This is a genomic window from Wandonia haliotis (assembly GCF_039523435.1).
GTDB classification, from domain to species: domain Bacteria; phylum Bacteroidota; class Bacteroidia; order Flavobacteriales_D; family Crocinitomicaceae; genus Wandonia; species Wandonia haliotis.
The window spans coordinates 361847-380547 of sequence record NZ_BAAAFH010000011.1 but is presented as its reverse complement, the minus strand read 5'-3'; the positions used below and the strand labels follow the sequence as shown (position 1 = coordinate 380547).

Here is an 18701-nt window from a genome sequence, read left to right as displayed (position 1 = left end):
ACTGACTACCGGACGATATAAGACACAATCAAACCACAAACAATAGCTATTCCAAAGCTTAACAGTGTTCCTATCATGACATACTCCGTTAACTTCCTGTTTTTCGCTTCACTCAGATCGCCAAATCTAAATATTGACTTTGCAGCCAATAGAAAACCAATTGCCTGCCAAAAATCAAGTACTACAAACATGAAGATCAGCAGACGTTCAATAATACCAATGTATTTCCCGGCATTTGGGAGAGATTGATTATTAGTTTCCGCAAGACTTCCGATATAAGAGAGCAGTTCACGGATGAGTATATTTGCCGCAAATATCAAAAAGAATAACCCCGCACTATACGCCCAGAAGTCTGCTGAGTCAAGAAAATCAAACAGAGTGATATCCTGATTTGTCAAAAAGAACCAGATAATGAACAAACTGATAAGATGTAATAGCTGATCTGCAAAGAACCACATCGTTTTCGTTCGAGGTTGTTGAAAATACAATTTTGCAAGATCAATCCCATAATGCGTTAGCATAATTAGCAGGATCAGTAACCAGTTAGCAGCATCGAACGTAAATACAAAAAGAAGAAGTCCATGAATAAGTACATGAAAGTAAAGAGCAGGAGCCATTACCTTTTTCTTTTTCTTTTCTTCGACCCATTTTTGAGATTGCAGAACAAAATCTCCAATAATATGAGCAGTTATCATTTTAATTAGCAAAATCATCTTATTGGCAAAGTTTTAGTAGTTTTTCCCTGAATAACAGCTCTGTTTGTACGACAATATCAGCATGCGCCCGTTTCAATCCGTAATTCACAGTATTTTGCTGAATACCGAGTTGATTTCCTATTTCTTTCTGTTTAATCTGAGGTGTTTCCAGCAGTATTTTCATCATCTGAGCAGAAGAAACCGTCCAGTTATCAGCAGGTATTGATAGTAATTGAAAAATAAGGTTCAAATCCTTATTTTGTTCCTCCCAAGGGGTTCTTATAGCTAGCGTTCGTTTATCCTTTTTTATTTCATCAATTAGCTCTCCCGAAAAAATAAAGGCCTCTCCATTATTTTCAACTACTTTTTCGTTTGAATAGGAATGTGCACCAATACCAATAGCAATTCTAACATCTACAGGTGAGTGATGGCGATTCGAAACCGGCTCTGTACTCTTCATTACGGCTTTTATCAGTAATGCAGCCTTTAACGTGTCTTCCGGTTTATCCAACAGAAGCTGAAAAGAGTCACCCCTAAAAATCTCCCATGTTCCCGGACTGTCACCCCACCTTTGAAGCTCTTCTTTCAAAGGGAGTAACCAGCTTTCCGTATTCGGTAATTTTCTTGAATTAATGATATCTCCTGTAAGTACACCTTTCATTATCAATATTTAATATCTACGAATATATAGATAAAATATAATATCTACAAATATATAGATAAATCAAATTATCTATGAATATATAGATAAAAAAGCCCCTGTACTAGTGACGAACTATTTACAGGGGCTTTTTATAACGAAAAGAATTTTACCAGATTTCAGCTACTTTTCCTTTCGGATTTCGCATAGGATCTCCTTCTTTTACATCAAATGCCTCGAAAAATTCAGGGCAATTTTTTAATGGACCGTTAATTCGGTACATCCCCGGAGAATGGGGGTCTGTAGCCAATCGTTTTTTTAACTCTTCATCTTTGTAGTTGATTTTCCACAACTGTCCGAAACCAATGAAGAATCGTTGAGCAGGGGTATATCCATCAATTACTTTCCCTGCCTTAAACTCTTCAGTCTTTTTATAAGCATAAAACGCTACAGTTACTCCTCCAAGATCAGCAATATTCTCTCCCATGGTAAGACTGGAATTGACACATTGGTTGTCGAACGGACAAAAATCCTCAAACGTAGCTCCTAAAAGATCTGTTCTTTCATTAAACCGGTTTCGATCTTCTTCTGACCACCAGTTCGTAAATGTTCCATCTGCAGCAAATTTAGACCCCATATCATCAAAACCGTGTGTTAACTCATGACCAATCACCATGCCAATACGACTATAGTTAACAGCATCTTCTGCATTTTCATCAAAAAATGGGGGTTGCATAATTCCAGCCGGAAAAGCGATTTCATTCAGCAATGGATGATAATACGCGTTCACCATGTGAGGAGGCATTCCCCACTCAGATCGATCCACTTCTTCACCTAATTTACTAAGGTTTTTGTTAATCGAATAAGCCGTTATATTGCGAATATTACCAATATAATCATCGGAAGAAATATGGATAGCGGAAAAATCTTCCCACTCATCCGGGAAGCCTAATTTACGGGAAATAGCATTCAATTTTTCCAGAGCACGTTTTTTAGTGTCTTCTGTCATCCATGTTCTTGTCTCTAATCTTTCGCGAAAAGCAAGCGTTAGGTTGTCTACCAGTTTGTTTACTTTATCCTGAGCAGACATTGAATAATGTTTATCCACAAACAAACGACCTAAAGCCTGACCGATCGGAAGTCCTGTCAATTCATTAATAACACGTTCTTCAATTGGTTTCATTACTTTCGTTCCACTTAATGTAGTAGAGTAGAAGTCAAAGTTAGCCTGTACAAACTCCTCGCTCAAGTGTCCTGCGTACGTATTGATCAGGTTCCAGCTTAAATAGGCTTTCCATGTGTCCAGAGGAGTTGTTTCTACTAGTTCATTAATACGCTCAAGAAAAACAGGCTGCCCCACGACAATCGTATCAAAGTCGATATTGTTCATTTGCTCATAATACCCCGACCAACTCATATTTCCGGACTTCCCTTCAAAAGCATCACGGGAGAATTTGTTGTATGTATTTTCAGGAACACGCAGGCTATCCGGTGACATACTTGCTTTTGCCAGTTCTTCTTCTAATCCGAAAATAAGGTCTGCTTTTTTTGAAGCCAGCTTTTCATCATTTCCGACAAGACGGAACATGCGGACAATATGCTCTTTATAGGCAGTCCGTATAGCTGCTTTATCTTCTTTTAGATAGTATGTTTTGTTAGGTAATCCTAATCCTCCCTGACTAAAGTAGGTAATATGTCCGTTTACATTTTTCAGATCCTGACGAACTCCGAAATAGAAAAGTGGACGAACACCTTCGCTATGTAGTTTCGCAATTACACCAGGAACATCTTTTACACTTTCAATAGACGCTATGTTTTCAAGGTCTTTATGGATAGGAGAGAACCCTAGCTTATTTCGCTCTTTCATATTCGTGAAAGATGTATAATAATCCCCCACTAATTGCTCCGGACTTCCCGGTTCCGTCTTTTTCTTAGCAGCATACTTGAGAATTACTTTTAACTTCTCTTTGTTATCCTGATCCAACTCATTAAAACTTCCCCATCGGGATTCTGTTTCCGGAACCGGATTATTTTTTACCCATGTACCGTTACAAAACAGAAAAAAATCATCTTGAGGACGAATGGATTTGTCCATATAAGACTGATCAATTACAGCTTTGGGGCTATTATCAGGTTGTTTTCCCTTTTTCTTTCCATCTCCCGTACTACCCGCAACCTGCAAGGCAAGGGTACCACTGATAAGTAATTTTATTGTGCTGAACATCATTATTTGGTTTTTAACGAAAGTACAAAAAACCTAAAAAACAAGAATGTCTATTCTACGATCGGTTGTCCGGAAGGATAAAAGGAGAAGAAGCTTATTTTACTTCCTCATAATCGTCAAAATCATCCTCGTCAGACTTGTCTGAATCCTTTGTATTCCGAAAGTCGGTAAAGTTTGTAGATTGAATGGTTACTGGTGATTTTAATCCCAAAACCTGTAAAATTCCTCCGATAAACCGGAAAAGCACGTTTAGTAAAAAGAAAAAACCAATTACTTTAAAGATAAAGCCAAATACAGGTGTGTCCGCAATATTGATAATACTTTCGACAAACCAGTTAGTAACAGGATTATAAGAAGTTTCAGGAACAAATACGAATAGGGTGAAAAAAGCAATAGCAACAAAAAGGAGAATTACCTCTACTTTTCGGTTAAACACTCGTTTTACAGGTTGCATGAATCCTCGTAGAGCCATCGACATCTGAAGTCGCTGTTCCTTTTTTTGAATTTTCCCGATAAGGTACATTAATAGAATCAATCCTGCAACAATATTTCCTGTCTGATCTTCAGCTCCTTTTAATCCAAATTTAGGATCAACAGCGAAGCGCGCTGTAACCGAAACCAAAAAGAAATAATTGATCAGTTTTAACGAATAAGTTTCTATTTCATTCCTACTTCTTCCTCCTCTGAAAATTGCTAAAATGGCCATAAATATCCACCATAGAAATCCAAACACCGCAAAAACAACTCCCAGATGAAAGATGAATTCTAAAATTTTCATTCCGCATTGATTTTGTCCCAAAAATACGTTTAATAATGAACTTTAGCACGGTATTTGCAGAATACTTGATATATTTAGCCACTAAAATTTTTAGGTATGTTAAGAAAGATAATGATCGTTTCTCTCATTCTTTCTTCCTCTTTTTTAAGAGCCGAGGAAGGAATGATAATCCCAAGTCTTGTTCAGGCTTTTCAGTCTGATATGCAGGCAAAAGGGATGAAGTTAAGTGCAGAAGATATTTATTCGGTAAACAACTCCAGTATGAAGGATGCAGTTCTTCATTTTAATGGAGGATGTACAGCTGAAATAGTTTCTGATCAGGGACTTATACTTACAAACCATCATTGCGGATACTACCAGATTCAACAACATTCTTCTCTGGAGAATGATTATTTGAAATATGGATTCTGGGCAATGGATAAATCAAAAGAGTTGCCTAATGAAGGACTTTTCGTTACTCGTATTGTTCGAATTGAAGATGTAACTAAAGCTGTTTTACAAGGAACAGAAGGCTTGAAATACGTTCCTCAGGTAGAAGCTAAAATTAAAGAAAATGCAGGGAAGCTGATAGAAGAAATCAAAAATACTACGCATTATGAAGCTCAGATAAAAGCATTTGATTTCGGGAATAGCTACTACATGTTGGTGCAGGAAAAGTTTACAGACGTTCGTTTGGTTGGAGCACCACCTTCTTTTATTGGTAAGTTCGGGGGAGATACAGATAACTGGGTTTGGCCCCGCCATACTGGTGACTTTTCTGTTTTCAGAGTCTATGCAGGAAAAGATAATAAACCGGCACCATACTCAGCTGAAAATGTTCCTTACAAACCACTTCATCATTTTCCTGTAAATATTACTAACAGAGAAGAAGGTGAGTTTACAATGGTTTACGGTTTTCCGGGGATGACAGAACAACATGTCACTTCGGAATACCTCAAGTATGTTATGGAAAAAGACCGCCCTGTACGTATTGAAATGCGGGAAAAATCTCTGGAGGTGATTGATGCGGCGATGAAAGCAAGTGACAAAACACGAATTCAGTATGCGTCTAAACAATCTCGTATCGCAAACGCGTATAAAAAATGGATAGGACAAATCGATGGTCTCCGTCGCTTGAATGCACAACAAATCAAAAAAGATAGAGAAACAGAATACACAGACCGTGCAAATGCTAATCCGGAATGGAAAAATAAGTACGGAACCGTTGTAAAGGCACTTATAGACCTATTTAAGGTGTATGAAGAATATGAAATGGCAGATGCTGTAATTATTGAATATGTTTTCTATGGACCGGAGTTCTTACGACTGGCACGAAGTGTGGAAAGTATTGCTGATAACTATTCAAAGTGGTCCGAAAACGGAGAGTGGGAAGAAAGAAAAGGTGCAATTGTAGCTTCTATCCAAAAACACTTTAAAGATTACGACGTGCAGGTAGACCAGGCTATTTTTGACAGAATTTCGCCTGTGGCAAAAAAACATTTGAAAGAAGAGTTTCACCCCTTGTCTTTTAAAGAAAAAAGTACTGAGGATCTTTCTGCTCAGATCTATGGAAAATCGATGTTGGTAAATGAGGAAAAGCTAGTTGGTTTTATCGAGAGCATGAGTGCAAAATCGATGAAAAAATTAGAGAAAGATCCGGGGTATTTGTTATATCGTGATTTATGGGATGTACGTGCCGGACAGTTGGCGCAGAATCTGCAAACCTATCAGGGAGAGCTGGATTTGATGATGAAAGTATACGTAGCGGGGAAACTGGAAATGTTTCCTGAAAAAAATCACTGGGCGGACGCAAACAGTACTTTACGGGTTACTTATGGGCAACTAGAGGGTTCTGCTCCGAGAGACGGTATGTTATACACCCACTACACAACAGTAGACGGAATGATTGAAAAATACTATTCAGGGAACGAAGATTTTGATCTGGATGACCGTATGATGCAACTGTATAATGAAAAAGAATACGGTCAATATGCACAGGATGGTGAACTTTGGGTGTGTTTTTCAGGTTCAAATCATACAACCGGTGGAAACTCAGGTTCTCCTGCACTAAATGCAGAAGGACATCTGATTGGAATTAATTTTGATCGTACCTGGGAAAGTACAATGTCCGATTTTATGTTTGATACCTCTCGTTGCCGAAACATCATGGTGGATATGCGTTATGTACTGTGGGTGATGGATATATACGCAGGTGCAGGACATTTAGTAGAAGAAATGACACTGATTAAATAAAAGAAATTAATCTTTCAGATAAACCCTTTCGGCTTTTGTTCGAAAGGGTTTTCTTATTTTTAGCATGTGATTGTAAAAGAAAAGCTACTGGTAGAAACAGAACCGGAAAGTATCCGTCTGGAAGCTTATTGTTTAGGAAAATTCCAAACAATCACTACCCGAAAAGGGGTGAAAAAGGCAATAAAGAGAGGAGAAATTCTTTTAAACGGACAACCTGAACAAGGATCTGCCTTTGTGAAGCAGGGGGATTTGATAGAAGTTGTTGAAGCGGAATCCGGGAAAGGATTTAAAGTCTTCCCGATTGATCTGGATGTTGTTTATGAAGATGAGTGGTATGCTGTTATTAATAAACCTCCCGGATACCCTGTTAGCGGCAATTACTTTAAAACGATTGAACATGCATTGCCTCATAATTTGGAGCCGTCAGTAGCAAAGGATGCATTGCCTTTTCCTTTACCATGTCATCGTTTGGATAGATCCACTTCCGGTTGCTTACTGATAGCTAAAACCCGTGAAGCACGTGTGAAGGCGGGGGAATTATTTGAAAAAGGACAGGTAAATAAAATATACCATGCAATTGTTGTAGGAGAGAAAGTTATTGATGGTTATTTAAAGTTTTTAATTAATGAAAAAGAATCGCTTTCCTCTGTAAAAAAGATAACAAGTTCACCTTCGCTCAGTAATGAGGCTGTTCACCTTGTCGAATTAATTCCTTTTACCGGAAGAACCCATCAGCTTCGTATACATTGTGCAGAAGCTGGACACCCGATTCTTGGCGATCCGTTATACGGAACCCCTAAAGCAAGACTAAAAGGTAAGGGGCTGTTTCTGGCATCTACACAACTTTCATTTATACATCCTTTTCTACACAAACAGCTTGTTGTTTCTGTTCCTGTTCCTGCAAAATTCACGCGTTTTATGGAGAATGAAAAACGACGTTTTGAAAAGTTTACATCAGAGAAGGGAAACGTTAATTAATACGGAGAAAAGAAACGTCACCCCAAAGGAATCATTACCTTTGCAAAAACAAAATTTGTAACATGAGCAAGGAAGTAAGGAGTTTGGAACCACATGCTTTGTGGAGTCATTTTGCAGATCTTAACGCGGTTCCGCGCCCAAGTAAAAAAGAAGAACGTGTTATACAATTTATGGTTGATTTCGGGAACAAACTGGGACTCGAAACGCTCGTAGATCGTATCGGTAATGTAATTATAAAAAAGCCGGCTACTCCGGGTATGGAGAACAGACAGACCGTTATTCTTCAATCTCACCTTGACATGGTACACCAGAAAAATGGTGATACACAATTTGATTTTGACAATCAGGGGATTGAAATGATTGTAGATGGAGATTGGGTAAAAGCTAACGGAACGACACTCGGAGCCGATAATGGAATTGGTGTTGCTGCTATTATGGCTGTTCTTTCTGCTAAGGGAGAAGATGTAAAACACCCGGCAATAGAAGCTTTGTTTACAATTGATGAGGAAACAGGAATGACCGGAGCTATGGAACTTGATCCGGCTCATTTGTCCGGCTCAATACTCCTTAATCTGGATACAGAAGATGATGATGAATTGTCGATTGGATGTGCAGGAGGAATAGATACAAATACAACACAGACGTATCAGGAAATCCCAACCCCAGCGGATTCTGTAGCATACGTTCTCAAGTTACGAGGGCTAAAAGGTGGTCACAGTGGGATGGATATTGACAAAGGAAGAGGAAATGCGAATAAGCTAATGAATCGTTTGTTGTACGATATGGACGATCGATTCGCATTACATATTGCATCGATAGATGGTGGTAGCCTTCGTAATGCTATCCCCAGAGAGTCAACAGCGGTAATTATTATTCCTGCATCCAATACAGAAGCTTTTGAAGCTTCATTTAAAGAACGTACGAACGAAATCTTAAAAGAATATCATGCTATAGAACCGGATTTACGTATTCTTAGCGAAAAGACAGTAGCTCCGGCAATGGTAATGGAACCTAAAGCACAACGCACATTTGTAAATGCGATTTATAGTTTACACAACGGTGTGTATCGAATGAGTCCGGATATCGCGGGACTTGTAGAGACTTCATCTTCATTGGCAAGAGTGATTGTGAAAGAAGGTAAAATAGTTACACAATCTCTTCAAAGAAGTAGTGTGGAGAGTTCAAAGATGGACGTTGCAAATACGATACGTACTACCTTCGAAAACGCTGGCGCAACAGTTGTGCAGGAGGGAGATTATCCAGGATGGCAACCCAATCCGGATTCTCCGATATTGGGGGTTATGGGAAATCTGTACAAAGATATTTTTAAAGGAAATCCGGATGTAAAAGCTTGTCATGCAGGATTAGAGTGTGGAATTTTAGGAAAACATCTGCCGGATACAGACATGATCTCTTTCGGACCTAATATTCGACATGCACACTCTCCTGATGAATGCGTACAGATTTCTTCCGTACAAAAATTCTGGAGCTTTTTATTGTCTACACTCGAAGAGATCCCATCTATTTAAGTCGGGTAGTTTGGAGTTTATCACCTGATTATAAGCCTGTGACATAAGTCACAGTGAATGTGTTTGGTTTTTTCAAACTTTGGGAAAAGTTACCCAATCAAAAAGAAAAAACATGGCAAAACACATTCAAATCTTAGTGATAGGAGGAGGAACCGGAGGTATTATGGTTTCTGCTCAGTTGAAACGAAAAGCTCCGGAATTACAGGTTGCCATTGTAGAGCCTTCGGACAAACATAAGTATCAACCTGCCTGGACATTAGTAGGTGCGGGTAATTACGCTATGCAAAAAACGATTCGGAAGGAGGCTGATTTCATTCCTGACGGGGTCGAGTGGATTCAATCCTACGCAGCGGAATTACAACCGGATACCAATACAGTCGTGTTGGGAGACGGAAATAGAGTCACTTATGACTATTTGGTTCTTTCTCCGGGGCTGGTTATGGATTTGGATGCGCTTCCTGGTCTAAAAGAAAGTTTGGATAAAGGTCTTGTCTGCAGTAATTATACTGATCCTGAACACACATGGGAAGTTCTTCGTAATTTTAAAGGAGGGAATGCCGTGTTTACACAACCGGGAACTCCTATAAAATGCGGAGGTGCTCCACAGAAAATTATGTACCTCGCAGAACACTACTTTAGGAAGAAAGGAATTCGCGATAAAACCAATGTAGTTTTCGCTACTCCCGGGTCGGTAATCTTCGGGGTAAAGGAATTTGCAAGACCACTAAACAAAATTATTCACGATCGGGATATACTCTTTAAACCATATTATCTCCCTGTTCGGATTGATGCTGAAAACCAAATAATCTATTTTAAGTATGCTGAACCGGGGGATAATGCGTGTGTTATTACAGAGAACAATAAGATACAGGAATCAATAGTTGGTGATTCGGAAATAGCGATGCCATTTGATATGCTTCATCTGGCACCTCCTCAGGCAGCCCCCGAATTTGTAAGAAATTCTCCATTGGCTTTTCAGGATGGACCTTCTAAAGGGTGGGTAAGTGTTGATATTCATTCGCTACAACATACAAAATATGATAATGTATTTGCAGTAGGGGATGTGGCTGCTTTACCAACAGCAAAAACAGGAGCTGCCATCCGAAAACAGGCTCCGGTTGTTGTGGCGCATCTTGTAACGTTAATTAAAACCGGGAAACTTTCAACTAAAAAATACGATGGCTATTCTTCGTGTCCGTTGGTTACCGGATATGGGAAGATGCTATTGGCAGAATTTAAGTATAATAACGTAAGAGACAGCGATCCTTTGCTTAGTAAGTTCTTTAATCTGACTAAACCTTCCTGGTTTATGTGGATTTTAAAACGATATGTATTGCCGTATCTATACTGGACAAAAATGCTACGAGGAAAAATGTAAAAAACACTGTCGTGTTATTCCAGCGGAAGGTTCTGAAGCAGGTCTTCTTTAGCATACTCATATAGAGCAGCTACCTTAAGAATAACGTGTTCAACAGTACTATTGGGACACGACGCTCCGGAACTGATCAGAATAGTTCCGGGGTTATTTTTGTTAATCACCTCAGGTGTTATTCTGTATTTTTGTACTGACAGATCAAAATGTTCTATTGATCCGTCGGGAAGAATAGAATGTTCATCCCGGATAAAATAAGTCGGCAATTTTTCAAGGGATAGTTCAACCAGATGAGTTGTATTTGAACTTTTATGACCACCGATGATTAAAGCAAAGTCAGCTTCTTCCCGGATAAGGCTTTTTACTGCCTGTTGATTATCATTGGTAGCATAACACAACGTATCCCTTGTATCTTCAAAATGTTCAGAAAGAGACTCGTTACCATACTTTTCTATCATTACACTTTTCAGATAGTCTGCTATTTCCTGTGTCTCTTCTGCTAAAAGAGTAGTTTGATTGACAACTCCTATTCGGGTCAAATCCTTTTCGGCATTAAATGTGTCTGAATAGCGTCCCGGGAAATGTGTCGTAAACTCTTCGGGAGATACAACTCCTGAAATAAACTCACCGAGCAAGACAGCTTCCTCCATATTCCGGATAACAAGTGCTTTTCCTTTTTCTGCAGCATGTGAAAACGTAGCACGTGTTTCCTCATGTTCGGGTTTACCGTGAATAATAATGGTTGCTTGTTTACTTGCCAGTTGTCGGGATCGTTTCCAGACCAATTCAACAAAGGGACAAGTCGTGTCATAATTAGTCGTAATTATCCCTTTACTCTGTAAAACACGTTCTGTTTCGAGTGTCGTACCAAACGCAGGAATCATCACAATATCATCTGAGGTGATCCTGTCCCAGGGAATCAATTGCTCACCGGTAGTTGATTGAATGAAACGAATTCCGTTTTCCTCAAGATCCTTATTCACAAGAGGATTGTGGATCATTTCACTTAAAAAGAAGATCCGTTTATCCGGATGTTTACGTAAAGTATCGTATGCTTTTTCGATAGCCTGCTCAACACCAAAACAAAAACCAAAATGCCGGGCAATTTTAAAGGTGAGATCACCTGTAGACCAAATCGTAGGAGAAAAATCTCGTATACCATCAACTTTTTTCGGGCGACCCTTTAACCGACGAATCAGTTCGGAATCAAATTGTTGAGGTATGTTAAACTTTTTCATACAGAACGAATGTAAGTAAAAATAAGGAACGAATACGGGATTATTGTATATTCGGCGGAAATAAAATTGAAAAAATGAAACGAATATTCAGTACATCTAAAAGTCCTGTAGCAGTTGATTTCTGGTTGTTGTTTTTACGTGTTTTCGGAGGAGCGTTTATGATTACTCATGGTTTGCCAAAAATGGAAAAATTAATGGCAGGAGGTGAAATTAGTTTTTACGACCCCTTTGGTTTTGGAGATACTTTTGCTTTGGCGTTAGCTGTATTTGCAGAGGTTATTTGTGCTTCATTACTGATAATTGGTCTACTTACACGCCCGGCGGCTATTTTTCTGGTAATAACTATGGCTGTAGCGGCTTTTATGGCACATGCAGGAGACCCGTTCGGAAAGAAAGAAATGTCACTACTCTATTTATTAATTTACGTAACTGTTCTGGTTACCGGAGCAGGGCGCTTTAGTATTGATTACCTGATTAGCGGGAAAAAATAATTAAGTTTTCGGGGCAGTTCTTTTCGGTTTTTTCAGGAGGGCGTTACCCAATACGCCGATTAAGATCAAGAAAATTCCGGCAAGAGCTGTCCAGCTTAATACTTCTCCAAACAACAACAAACCGATAAAGAAAGCATAAATTGCACCCAGATATTTGAATGGCGTAATTTTTGCAGCTCCTCCTTCATGTAATGCCTTGGTCATGAATACTTGAGCAAATTGAGTAAACAAACCTATAATTAACAGAAATAACCATTCTATTCCTCGTGGCATCACAAAATCAAAAAGACACCAAATTCCCATAATAGGTGTTGCTATTAGAGGAAAGTAAAGTACAATATTCAATGCCGAATCAGTTTCTTTACATTTCAGAATAGCGGTATAAGCAACACCGGAAAAAACAGCAGACATAATTCCCATCAAAATCCAGAAGGGAGAGATTTCAGATGCATTTAGTGTTCCCGAATCTGAATTTCGTAAGGATATAACAGCAATTCCGATCAAAGCAACCGCAAAAAACAGCCACTGAAGAGGATTGACTTTTTCTTTAATAATCCAGATAGCAAATAGTACTGTAAAAAGAGGGGAGAGGTATTGTACAGTAACCGCGACGGCGAGAGGTAATTCTTTAAGTGTGTAAAAAAAAGTCGTCAGTGCCATTACACCAAACACTCCCCGTATAATCAACCATTTCTTATTAGTCCCCAGTAACGGAAGTCGTTTTTTCTTTAATAAAGCTGCTGTAATACTCAGAGAGATAAGGGAGCGGAAGAAAACAAGTTCATGGGTAGGATATTCCTGAATATTTGGCGTAAGAACAGTTGGTTTACCCAATAACTTAACGAAAACATTTACCAGTGAAAAACACAATGTCGATAAAAGGATATATTGAATTCCCTTACTGACGGTTACTTTTCTGGTTTTTTCTACGTACGGACTATCAGTATTCAACTTGTATTTTCATTACCTCGTCAATAAACTCTCGCACACATCCGTTTCCACCTTTATTTCTGAGGATACAGTCGACTTGTTGAAGAACAGCCGGAACAGCATCAGCCGGAGCCGCAGTATAGCCAATGGATTGCATCACTTGCAAATCATTTACATCATCACCTATCATGGCTACCTGGTGTAGTCTGATATTCAGTTTTTCGCACCATTCTTTCAAAATGTCCAGTTTCTGACCACGTCCGAGGTAAAAATGCTGAATTTTCAACATTTCAGCTCTGTGACGAACCATTTCTCCCTTAAAACCGGAAGAAATAATGCCTACCTGAAAACCACTTCGTGTGAGGTGAATAATCCCCATACCATCTTTCGTGTTGAACTTTTTCAATTGTTCGCCGCTATCAGAGAAGTACATCCCGCCATCTGTCATAACACCATCCACATCCAGAATCAATAATTTAATATCTTTCGGAAATGCTTTCCTTTCGGAAGGATGGTATAAGAGTTGACTTTCAGAAATTCCTAATAATTCGCAAATCTCCTTCAAACGAACCAGAGGTAAGTCAGCGATTGACTGTACACCAAATTGTTCACAAAAATCGGCTTCTTTACGTCCGGATTGTACGATCAAAAACCGAATACGATCAAACAGGGTCATGTTTCTAGATCATTTTTCTACCTACAGCCTGTGCAACAGGTTGAAGTGATTCATACAAAGCCGTAAATTCTTCATGCGTCAACTGCTGAGAAGCATCTGATTTAGCAACTTTCGGATTCGGATGTGTTTCAATTAACAAACCGTCAATTCCCATTGCCACACACGCGCGGGCAAGATCAGGAACACCGTAGGCAAACCCCATCGCGTGAGAAGGGTCAAGGATAACAGGTAAGTTCGTGTACTCTTTCAGGTATGAAACTCCACAAAGATCAAGTGTAAATCGTGTTTTTGTCTCAAAAGTACGAAGTCCTCTCTCACAAATAACTACATTACTATTTCCGCCCGACAAGATAAATTCTGCCGCCTGTACTGTTTCCTGTAACGTAGAACCAAAACCTCTTTTTAATAGAACCGGTTTATTAGATTTGGAAGATGCTCTAAGAATACCCTGATCATACATGGCTTTGGCACCAATTTGAATTACGTCAGAATATTCTATGATTTCGTCAATGTGAGTAGCATCACGAGCCTCAGTTACTACGGTAAGCCCGTATTCCTCTCTCATTTTTGCCAACAGCTGCAATCCTTCAAGCCCTAAGCCCTGAAAACTATAGGGCGATGTTCTCGGCTTGTAACATCCTCCTCTTAAAGCTGTCAATCCAAGTGATTTTATTAATTCAGCAGATTGTCGAATTTGTTCTTCACTTTCAACAGAACAGGGTCCACCGATAAGAAGTGTATTATTCGTGTCACCACCGATTGTTACAGAACCAATGGTTACTTCTCTCGTTTGTTCTCTATACTCACGTGAGGCCAGCTGTATGTCATCTTTAAACGTCCAGAACTTTTCAGTCACACTTTCCAGTGCATCCGGAACTTCCCGAAGTCCAGATGAAGTAATCAGAATATTTTTCTCCTGATCGACAATGTGGAAAGCTTTATTCGACTGAGCCAACTCTTTGGCCTGGTCAACACTTACTGATGCTTTTAACTCAATAATCATATTATAATTCTCCTTTAATCAGATTAACAAAAGTAACAATTCCGCGAGCCTTATGTTCGCTATCTATAATTGGAAGATAACTCAGCGGAAATGATTGTCTTCGTATAAATGACAGCATATCCTTCACGCTCATTTCATCTTGAGCTGTAACGGGATGCCGGTTAATAATTTCTACAGGTTCCAATTGATTGAAATCATCAATATGTTTCAATAATCCTTTGCGTACGTCGGCGTTTGAAATAATTCCGATCAACTCTTCATCAGCGTTTTCAACCATGCAGAACCCCAGCTCTCCATGTTCTATCGTCTCAAGAATACGTTGCATCGTCAACTGTTCCAGTTTAACAATAGGGGATTCATCCCGGGTACGCATAAAATCGCGCACTTTATACTGGGAATGAATATCTCTTTGTGTCAGATTCATTAACGCTTCACCAATTGATGTGGCATTAAACAAATAAGATCCTGAAACCGAACTGTAAACTCCCAGATTACGAAGAATAAAAGAAACTTCGGCATTTACACCTCCATCAACATGCACCCGTTTAGTAGGGAACATTCGCATGAAATCCCGGATTTTTCTAAAATTCACTTCATCAAAACGACCTCCGGACTGACCGGGAACAGTAGCCATAATGAGAATAAAGTCAAAATGAGAGTACTCGTTAAATACATCTACAGGAGTAGGGGTAATTATTGCAATCCCCTTATGTCCGCTAATATCCTGAGGAATGACCAGTTTTGATACCAGATTCTCGTATTGAAACGTAACAAATTCAACCGGATTATCCCGTAAAGCATCAAAATACTTTTCCGGCTCCTCGGTAATAATGTGCAGATCTATCGGCGTATTCGTCCGTTGTCTGATTCGTTGAATATCTTCAAAAACAGAAAGATCATCATTACAATCCACATGAATAAGATCTACCTGATGGTTTTGTAAATCGTCGATTATTTCATCAAGAGATCGTTTTTTATCAGAATATATGGAGGCAGATATTTTCATTGTTTGTTTTATTCGAAAGGTGAAACCGAACGATTGAACTGGTTGTCACTGATTCTGATTTCGAAACGAGAATCAGGAAAGACTCCTGAGTCAATTCGGCTTTGGAGGTCTCTCATAACCAGTTGCACATCAAAAGGAATATCCCTCATAAGATTCGTATCTGACGGAATCAGATTAAGAATAATGGTTCGATCCTTTTTTCTGAGTTGCATGTATTGCGGTTTGGCACCATTAAATTGATTTTCCAACCAAAAATTGAGAAGGGTAGAAGCCTGCTTTTTTGTTACAGGTTCTTTGTAATAGATCGTTACATTATCCGCCTGTACATGCTTCCCGTAATCGTCTACACAAGAAGTGAAAATAAAGATCGATACTACGAAGAACAAAGTTTTTAACGTTTGGATAAGTCTATTCACGTATTACGTACAATTTTTGTTGTAAATATACAAAATATTAGGGGCAATCTGTTCAAAAAAAGCAGTGAAATAAGCTTCGGGAAAAGGGTCATATCGCTAATTCATGAACCTTCTGTAAAGCAAATTCAAGCTGCTGTTCCGGAGTCATATTCGTATTATCTAAAACAATAGCATCTTTCACCTGAATCAACGGACTCTCCTTTCTGGATGTGTCGATACGATCTCTTTCCATCAAATTTACCAAAACCTCCTCGCGTGTAACGTTCCGACCTTGTTCTGTCAATTCCTTAAATCGTCGTTCTGCACGCACTTCTGGAGAAGCCGTTACAAATAGTTTCAATTCTGCATCCGGGAAAACGACAGAACCAATATCTCTTCCATCCATTACAACTCCACCGTTTTTACCCATTTCCCGCTGCGATAAAACAAGCTTTTCGCGTACTTCGCGAATGGTGGCTATTTCTGAGACATATCCGGCTACCTCCATCGATCGGATTTGCTTTTCAACATCTTTTCCATTCAGAAAAAGATGTTTCCTTTCATCTTCTTCTACCGAAGCAAAACGAAGTTGAATCTGTTCCAGTTTTTGCGTTAATTTCTCTTTATCGACTATTCCGTTTATAATACACTCGTTTTCAATAGCAAAAAGTGTAACACCACGATACATCGCTCCGGAATCTATAAATACATAATTCAATTTTTTCGCCAACGCACGAGCTAATGTACTCTTTCCACAGGAAGAATAACCGTCAATTGCTATCGTAATGGGTTGCATAATCTAGTTATTAGGAGATAAACGTTCAAGAAATTCTTCCATCGTCAATTGCTCGTATTCCTCGGGAATTGAAAACATTTCTGCAGCTATTTCCCGTTCGTCCAACCGGACTAATTCATAATTAACCTGATCACCCTGAACAATTAAATCGTACTGTAAAGGAAGTCCCGGAATTTGTTTATCGTACACATCAATCATGTATCCCGGATAGGATTTACTGTAATAAACCTGTACCGGTTCTTTCAGATGTTCTCCGGAAATGGAAAGGCATTTGGCTTTAAATTCGCCCACTTTAGTGGATTTACAATTTTTCTTTACCGAATAGTTCTTCTGAAGAGTGTCTTTTTTCAAATCCTGCAGAAGTGCCATTTTTTTTCCATTGAAATCGAGTAGGAGAACGGCTGTATTTTTTTTAAAGTCTTTAATATAGATTTGCTTTCCCATTTGCGTTTTCGTTTCAACGCGCACTTTCTCTTGTTTTACATAGTAGTTTATATACTCAGCACTGTCTGATGTAATTTGTTGTTGGACAGGGTCATCAGTTATATAGGTAAGTTTCCCTTCGAAACTATACTCCTGAGAACAGGATGAAAAACTAAACAGGACAAAAAACAGAAGTCCCATGTATTTGGATTGTACTGTGATCATGATTGCAAAATAAAGAGATTTTCGGAGAAATAAAGGCATATAATGAAAACAAAAAAGTCCGAAAGTAAATTTCTTCCGGACTCCTGTAAGTATATAGTCTAAGCTATCTTATTTTTTTTCTGCTGCAGCTTTTGATGCACAACAGCTTTTTCCTTCCGTTTTTTTCGCTGAACAAGATGCTTTTGCTTCTGTTTTTTCTTTATCCGCGCAGCAAGATTCTCCTTTTTTCTTTTTCTTCTTTTTATCGTCGTCTCCTTGCTTTACAACTTCGATATTATTTGAGTTCATGGCATAAACTGTAGCTCCCATAGAACCTACAAACATTGCCAAAGAAAGTACTACAAATGCTTTTTTCATGGTATTCTTTTTTTGTAAATATACAATTTTTTTTAATTAGATGCCTCTAAATTGTTGCCAGTAGTGTTTTGATCCCCTTCACTTTATCACCAATTTTTACTTTCACTTCTGCATCCGTTGGAAGAAATACATCAATTCTTGATCCAAATTTGATAAATCCAAATTCAGAACCCGAAGTTACCTGATCTCCTTCTTCCGGATAATAAACAATTCGACGTGCTACGGCTCCGGCAATCTGACGAAATAAGACTTCTTTTCCTGAGACATGTTCAGTTACAATTGTACTTCTCTCATTTTCAGTTGAACTTTTCGGGTGCCATGCTACCAAGTATTTTCCGGGATGATACTTAACATACTTAACCGTTCCTGAAACAGGGTGGAAGTTAGCATGTACATTCAAAGGAGACATAAATATTGAAATCTGAATACGTTTATCATGAAAGTATTCTGTTTCTTCTACCTCCTCTATAACAACAACTTTTCCGTCAGCAGGGCACAACACATCGTGGTCTTCAAAGATCGGTTTTCGAATCGGAACTCTGAAAAACTGAATAACTAATATCGCTACAACGATAAAACCTACTGATAACAACCAAAACAACCATCCCTGACGAATACTGTCATACAGGTAAAAGTTCCCCAATTGAAGTACGGTCAGGATGACACAGGTCCAAATTATAATAGTAAAGCCTTCTTTATGAAGTTTCATAGAT

At 38.8% G+C, this 18701-nt stretch carries 19 protein-coding genes; 5 read left to right on the top strand and 14 right to left on the bottom strand.

Annotated elements, in window-relative coordinates; genetic code table 11:
- Positions 1-5: 5 nt before the first annotated feature.
- The 4 genes from ABDZ97_RS09875 to ABDZ97_RS09860 form a co-directional block, all read right to left on the bottom strand.
- Positions 6-713, bottom strand: a complete 708-nt coding sequence (locus ABDZ97_RS09875; protein WP_343787094.1) for a DUF3307 domain-containing protein — start codon at positions 711-713, stop codon at positions 6-8.
- Position 714: 1 nt separating this feature from the next.
- The gene (locus tag ABDZ97_RS09870) at positions 715-1356 is read right to left on the bottom strand and encodes a transcriptional regulator (RefSeq protein ID WP_343787092.1); all 642 of its coding nucleotides are present in this window, start codon (positions 1354-1356) and stop codon (positions 715-717) included.
- Positions 1357-1504: 148 nt separating this feature from the next.
- Positions 1505-3562, bottom strand: coding sequence for a M13 family metallopeptidase (locus tag ABDZ97_RS09865; RefSeq protein WP_343787090.1), 2058 nt, complete (start codon positions 3560-3562; stop codon positions 1505-1507).
- A gap of 91 nt (positions 3563-3653) precedes the next feature.
- Entirely contained in the window at positions 3654-4337 is a 684-nt protein-coding gene (locus ABDZ97_RS09860) for a hypothetical protein (RefSeq protein WP_343787087.1), read from the bottom strand.
- A 96-nt stretch (positions 4338-4433) separates the two neighbouring features.
- On the opposite strand from ABDZ97_RS09860, the gene ABDZ97_RS09855 reads away from it, so the two are divergent.
- The 4 genes from ABDZ97_RS09855 (at position 4434) to ABDZ97_RS09840 (ending at position 10454) form a co-directional block, all read left to right on the top strand.
- A complete protein-coding gene (locus ABDZ97_RS09855; RefSeq protein WP_343787085.1) occupies positions 4434-6569 on the top strand; it encodes a S46 family peptidase in 2136 nt (711 codons plus the stop codon).
- Between the two features lie 66 nt (positions 6570-6635).
- Positions 6636-7547, top strand: a complete 912-nt coding sequence (locus ABDZ97_RS09850) for an RluA family pseudouridine synthase (protein ID WP_343787083.1) — start codon at positions 6636-6638, stop codon at positions 7545-7547.
- Between the two features lie 62 nt (positions 7548-7609).
- Complete coding sequence (locus ABDZ97_RS09845) at positions 7610-9076, top strand: aminoacyl-histidine dipeptidase (RefSeq protein ID WP_343787081.1); 1467 nt, start codon at positions 7610-7612, stop codon at positions 9074-9076.
- A 112-nt stretch (positions 9077-9188) separates the two neighbouring features.
- Complete coding sequence (locus tag ABDZ97_RS09840) at positions 9189-10454, top strand: NAD(P)/FAD-dependent oxidoreductase (protein ID WP_343787079.1); 1266 nt, start codon at positions 9189-9191, stop codon at positions 10452-10454.
- Positions 10455-10468: 14 nt separating this feature from the next.
- Here the strand turns inward: ABDZ97_RS09840 and ABDZ97_RS09835 are convergent, their stop codons facing one another.
- Positions 10469-11686: a 4-hydroxy-3-methylbut-2-enyl diphosphate reductase gene (locus ABDZ97_RS09835; protein WP_343787077.1), complete on the bottom strand. Its 1218-nt coding sequence runs from the start codon at positions 11684-11686 to the stop codon at positions 10469-10471.
- A gap of 74 nt (positions 11687-11760) precedes the next feature.
- Here ABDZ97_RS09835 and ABDZ97_RS09830 point away from each other — a divergent pair, with 74 nt between their 5' ends.
- On the top strand, positions 11761-12177 hold the full coding sequence (locus ABDZ97_RS09830; RefSeq protein ID WP_343787075.1) for a DoxX family protein: 417 nt from the start codon (positions 11761-11763) through the stop codon (positions 12175-12177).
- Here ABDZ97_RS09830 and ABDZ97_RS09825 read toward each other — a convergent pair whose 3' ends face one another.
- From ABDZ97_RS09825 to ABDZ97_RS09785, 9 genes are all read right to left on the bottom strand, one after another.
- Complete coding sequence (locus ABDZ97_RS09825) at positions 12178-13128, bottom strand: DMT family transporter (protein ID WP_343787073.1); 951 nt, start codon at positions 13126-13128, stop codon at positions 12178-12180.
- Positions 13118-13783 (bottom strand): HAD-IIIA family hydrolase, encoded by a 666-nt coding sequence (locus ABDZ97_RS09820; RefSeq protein WP_343787071.1) that lies wholly within the window; start codon positions 13781-13783, stop codon positions 13118-13120. Before ABDZ97_RS09820 ends, ABDZ97_RS09825 begins: the two co-directional genes overlap by 11 nt.
- Before the next feature lie 4 nt (positions 13784-13787).
- On the bottom strand, positions 13788-14786 hold the full coding sequence (aroF, locus tag ABDZ97_RS09815; RefSeq protein WP_343787069.1) for a 3-deoxy-7-phosphoheptulonate synthase: 999 nt from the start codon (positions 14784-14786) through the stop codon (positions 13788-13790).
- 1 nt (position 14787) lies between these two features.
- A complete protein-coding gene (locus tag ABDZ97_RS09810; RefSeq protein ID WP_343787067.1) occupies positions 14788-15792 on the bottom strand; it encodes a CBS domain-containing protein in 1005 nt (334 codons plus the stop codon).
- A gap of 8 nt (positions 15793-15800) precedes the next feature.
- Complete coding sequence (locus tag ABDZ97_RS09805; RefSeq protein ID WP_343787066.1) at positions 15801-16208, bottom strand: hypothetical protein; 408 nt, start codon at positions 16206-16208, stop codon at positions 15801-15803.
- Positions 16209-16296: 88 nt separating this feature from the next.
- Positions 16297-16983, bottom strand: a complete 687-nt coding sequence (gene cmk / locus ABDZ97_RS09800; RefSeq protein WP_343787064.1) for a (d)CMP kinase — start codon at positions 16981-16983, stop codon at positions 16297-16299.
- 3 nt (positions 16984-16986) lie between these two features.
- Positions 16987-17631, bottom strand: coding sequence for a hypothetical protein (locus ABDZ97_RS09795; RefSeq protein WP_343787063.1), 645 nt, complete (start codon positions 17629-17631; stop codon positions 16987-16989).
- A gap of 108 nt (positions 17632-17739) precedes the next feature.
- Positions 17740-17988 (bottom strand): hypothetical protein, encoded by a 249-nt coding sequence (locus ABDZ97_RS09790; protein ID WP_343787061.1) that lies wholly within the window; start codon positions 17986-17988, stop codon positions 17740-17742.
- Positions 17989-18034: 46 nt separating this feature from the next.
- Positions 18035-18697: a phosphatidylserine decarboxylase family protein gene (locus tag ABDZ97_RS09785; RefSeq protein WP_343787059.1), complete on the bottom strand. Its 663-nt coding sequence runs from the start codon at positions 18695-18697 to the stop codon at positions 18035-18037.
- Positions 18698-18701: the final 4 nt, after the last annotated feature.

Excerpts from the sequence above, each read along its gene's own strand:
- ABDZ97_RS09875 (WP_343787094.1), bottom strand. The coding sequence starts at position 713 with ATGATTTTGCTAATTAAAATGATAACTGCTCATATTATTGGAGATTTT.
- ABDZ97_RS09870 (WP_343787092.1), bottom strand. The coding sequence starts at position 1,356 with ATGAAAGGTGTACTTACAGGAGATATCATTAATTCAAGAAAATTACCG.
- ABDZ97_RS09865 (WP_343787090.1), bottom strand. The coding sequence starts at position 3,562 with ATGATGTTCAGCACAATAAAATTACTTATCAGTGGTACCCTTGCCTTG.
- ABDZ97_RS09860 (WP_343787087.1), bottom strand. The coding sequence starts at position 4,337 with ATGAAAATTTTAGAATTCATCTTTCATCTGGGAGTTGTTTTTGCGGTG.
- ABDZ97_RS09855 (WP_343787085.1), top strand. The coding sequence starts at position 4,434 with ATGTTAAGAAAGATAATGATCGTTTCTCTCATTCTTTCTTCCTCTTTT.
- ABDZ97_RS09845 (WP_343787081.1), top strand. The coding sequence starts at position 7,610 with ATGAGCAAGGAAGTAAGGAGTTTGGAACCACATGCTTTGTGGAGTCAT.
- ABDZ97_RS09840 (WP_343787079.1), top strand. The coding sequence starts at position 9,189 with ATGGCAAAACACATTCAAATCTTAGTGATAGGAGGAGGAACCGGAGGT.
- ABDZ97_RS09835 (WP_343787077.1), bottom strand. The coding sequence starts at position 11,686 with ATGAAAAAGTTTAACATACCTCAACAATTTGATTCCGAACTGATTCGT.
- ABDZ97_RS09830 (WP_343787075.1), top strand. The coding sequence starts at position 11,761 with ATGAAACGAATATTCAGTACATCTAAAAGTCCTGTAGCAGTTGATTTC.
- ABDZ97_RS09820 (WP_343787071.1), bottom strand. The coding sequence starts at position 13,783 with ATGACCCTGTTTGATCGTATTCGGTTTTTGATCGTACAATCCGGACGT.
- aroF (WP_343787069.1), bottom strand. The coding sequence starts at position 14,786 with ATGATTATTGAGTTAAAAGCATCAGTAAGTGTTGACCAGGCCAAAGAG.
- ABDZ97_RS09810 (WP_343787067.1), bottom strand. The coding sequence starts at position 15,792 with ATGAAAATATCTGCCTCCATATATTCTGATAAAAAACGATCTCTTGAT.
- cmk (WP_343787064.1), bottom strand. The coding sequence starts at position 16,983 with ATGCAACCCATTACGATAGCAATTGACGGTTATTCTTCCTGTGGAAAG.
- ABDZ97_RS09795 (WP_343787063.1), bottom strand. The coding sequence starts at position 17,631 with ATGATCACAGTACAATCCAAATACATGGGACTTCTGTTTTTTGTCCTG.
- ABDZ97_RS09790 (WP_343787061.1), bottom strand. The coding sequence starts at position 17,988 with ATGAAAAAAGCATTTGTAGTACTTTCTTTGGCAATGTTTGTAGGTTCT.
- ABDZ97_RS09785 (WP_343787059.1), bottom strand. The coding sequence starts at position 18,697 with ATGAAACTTCATAAAGAAGGCTTTACTATTATAATTTGGACCTGTGTC.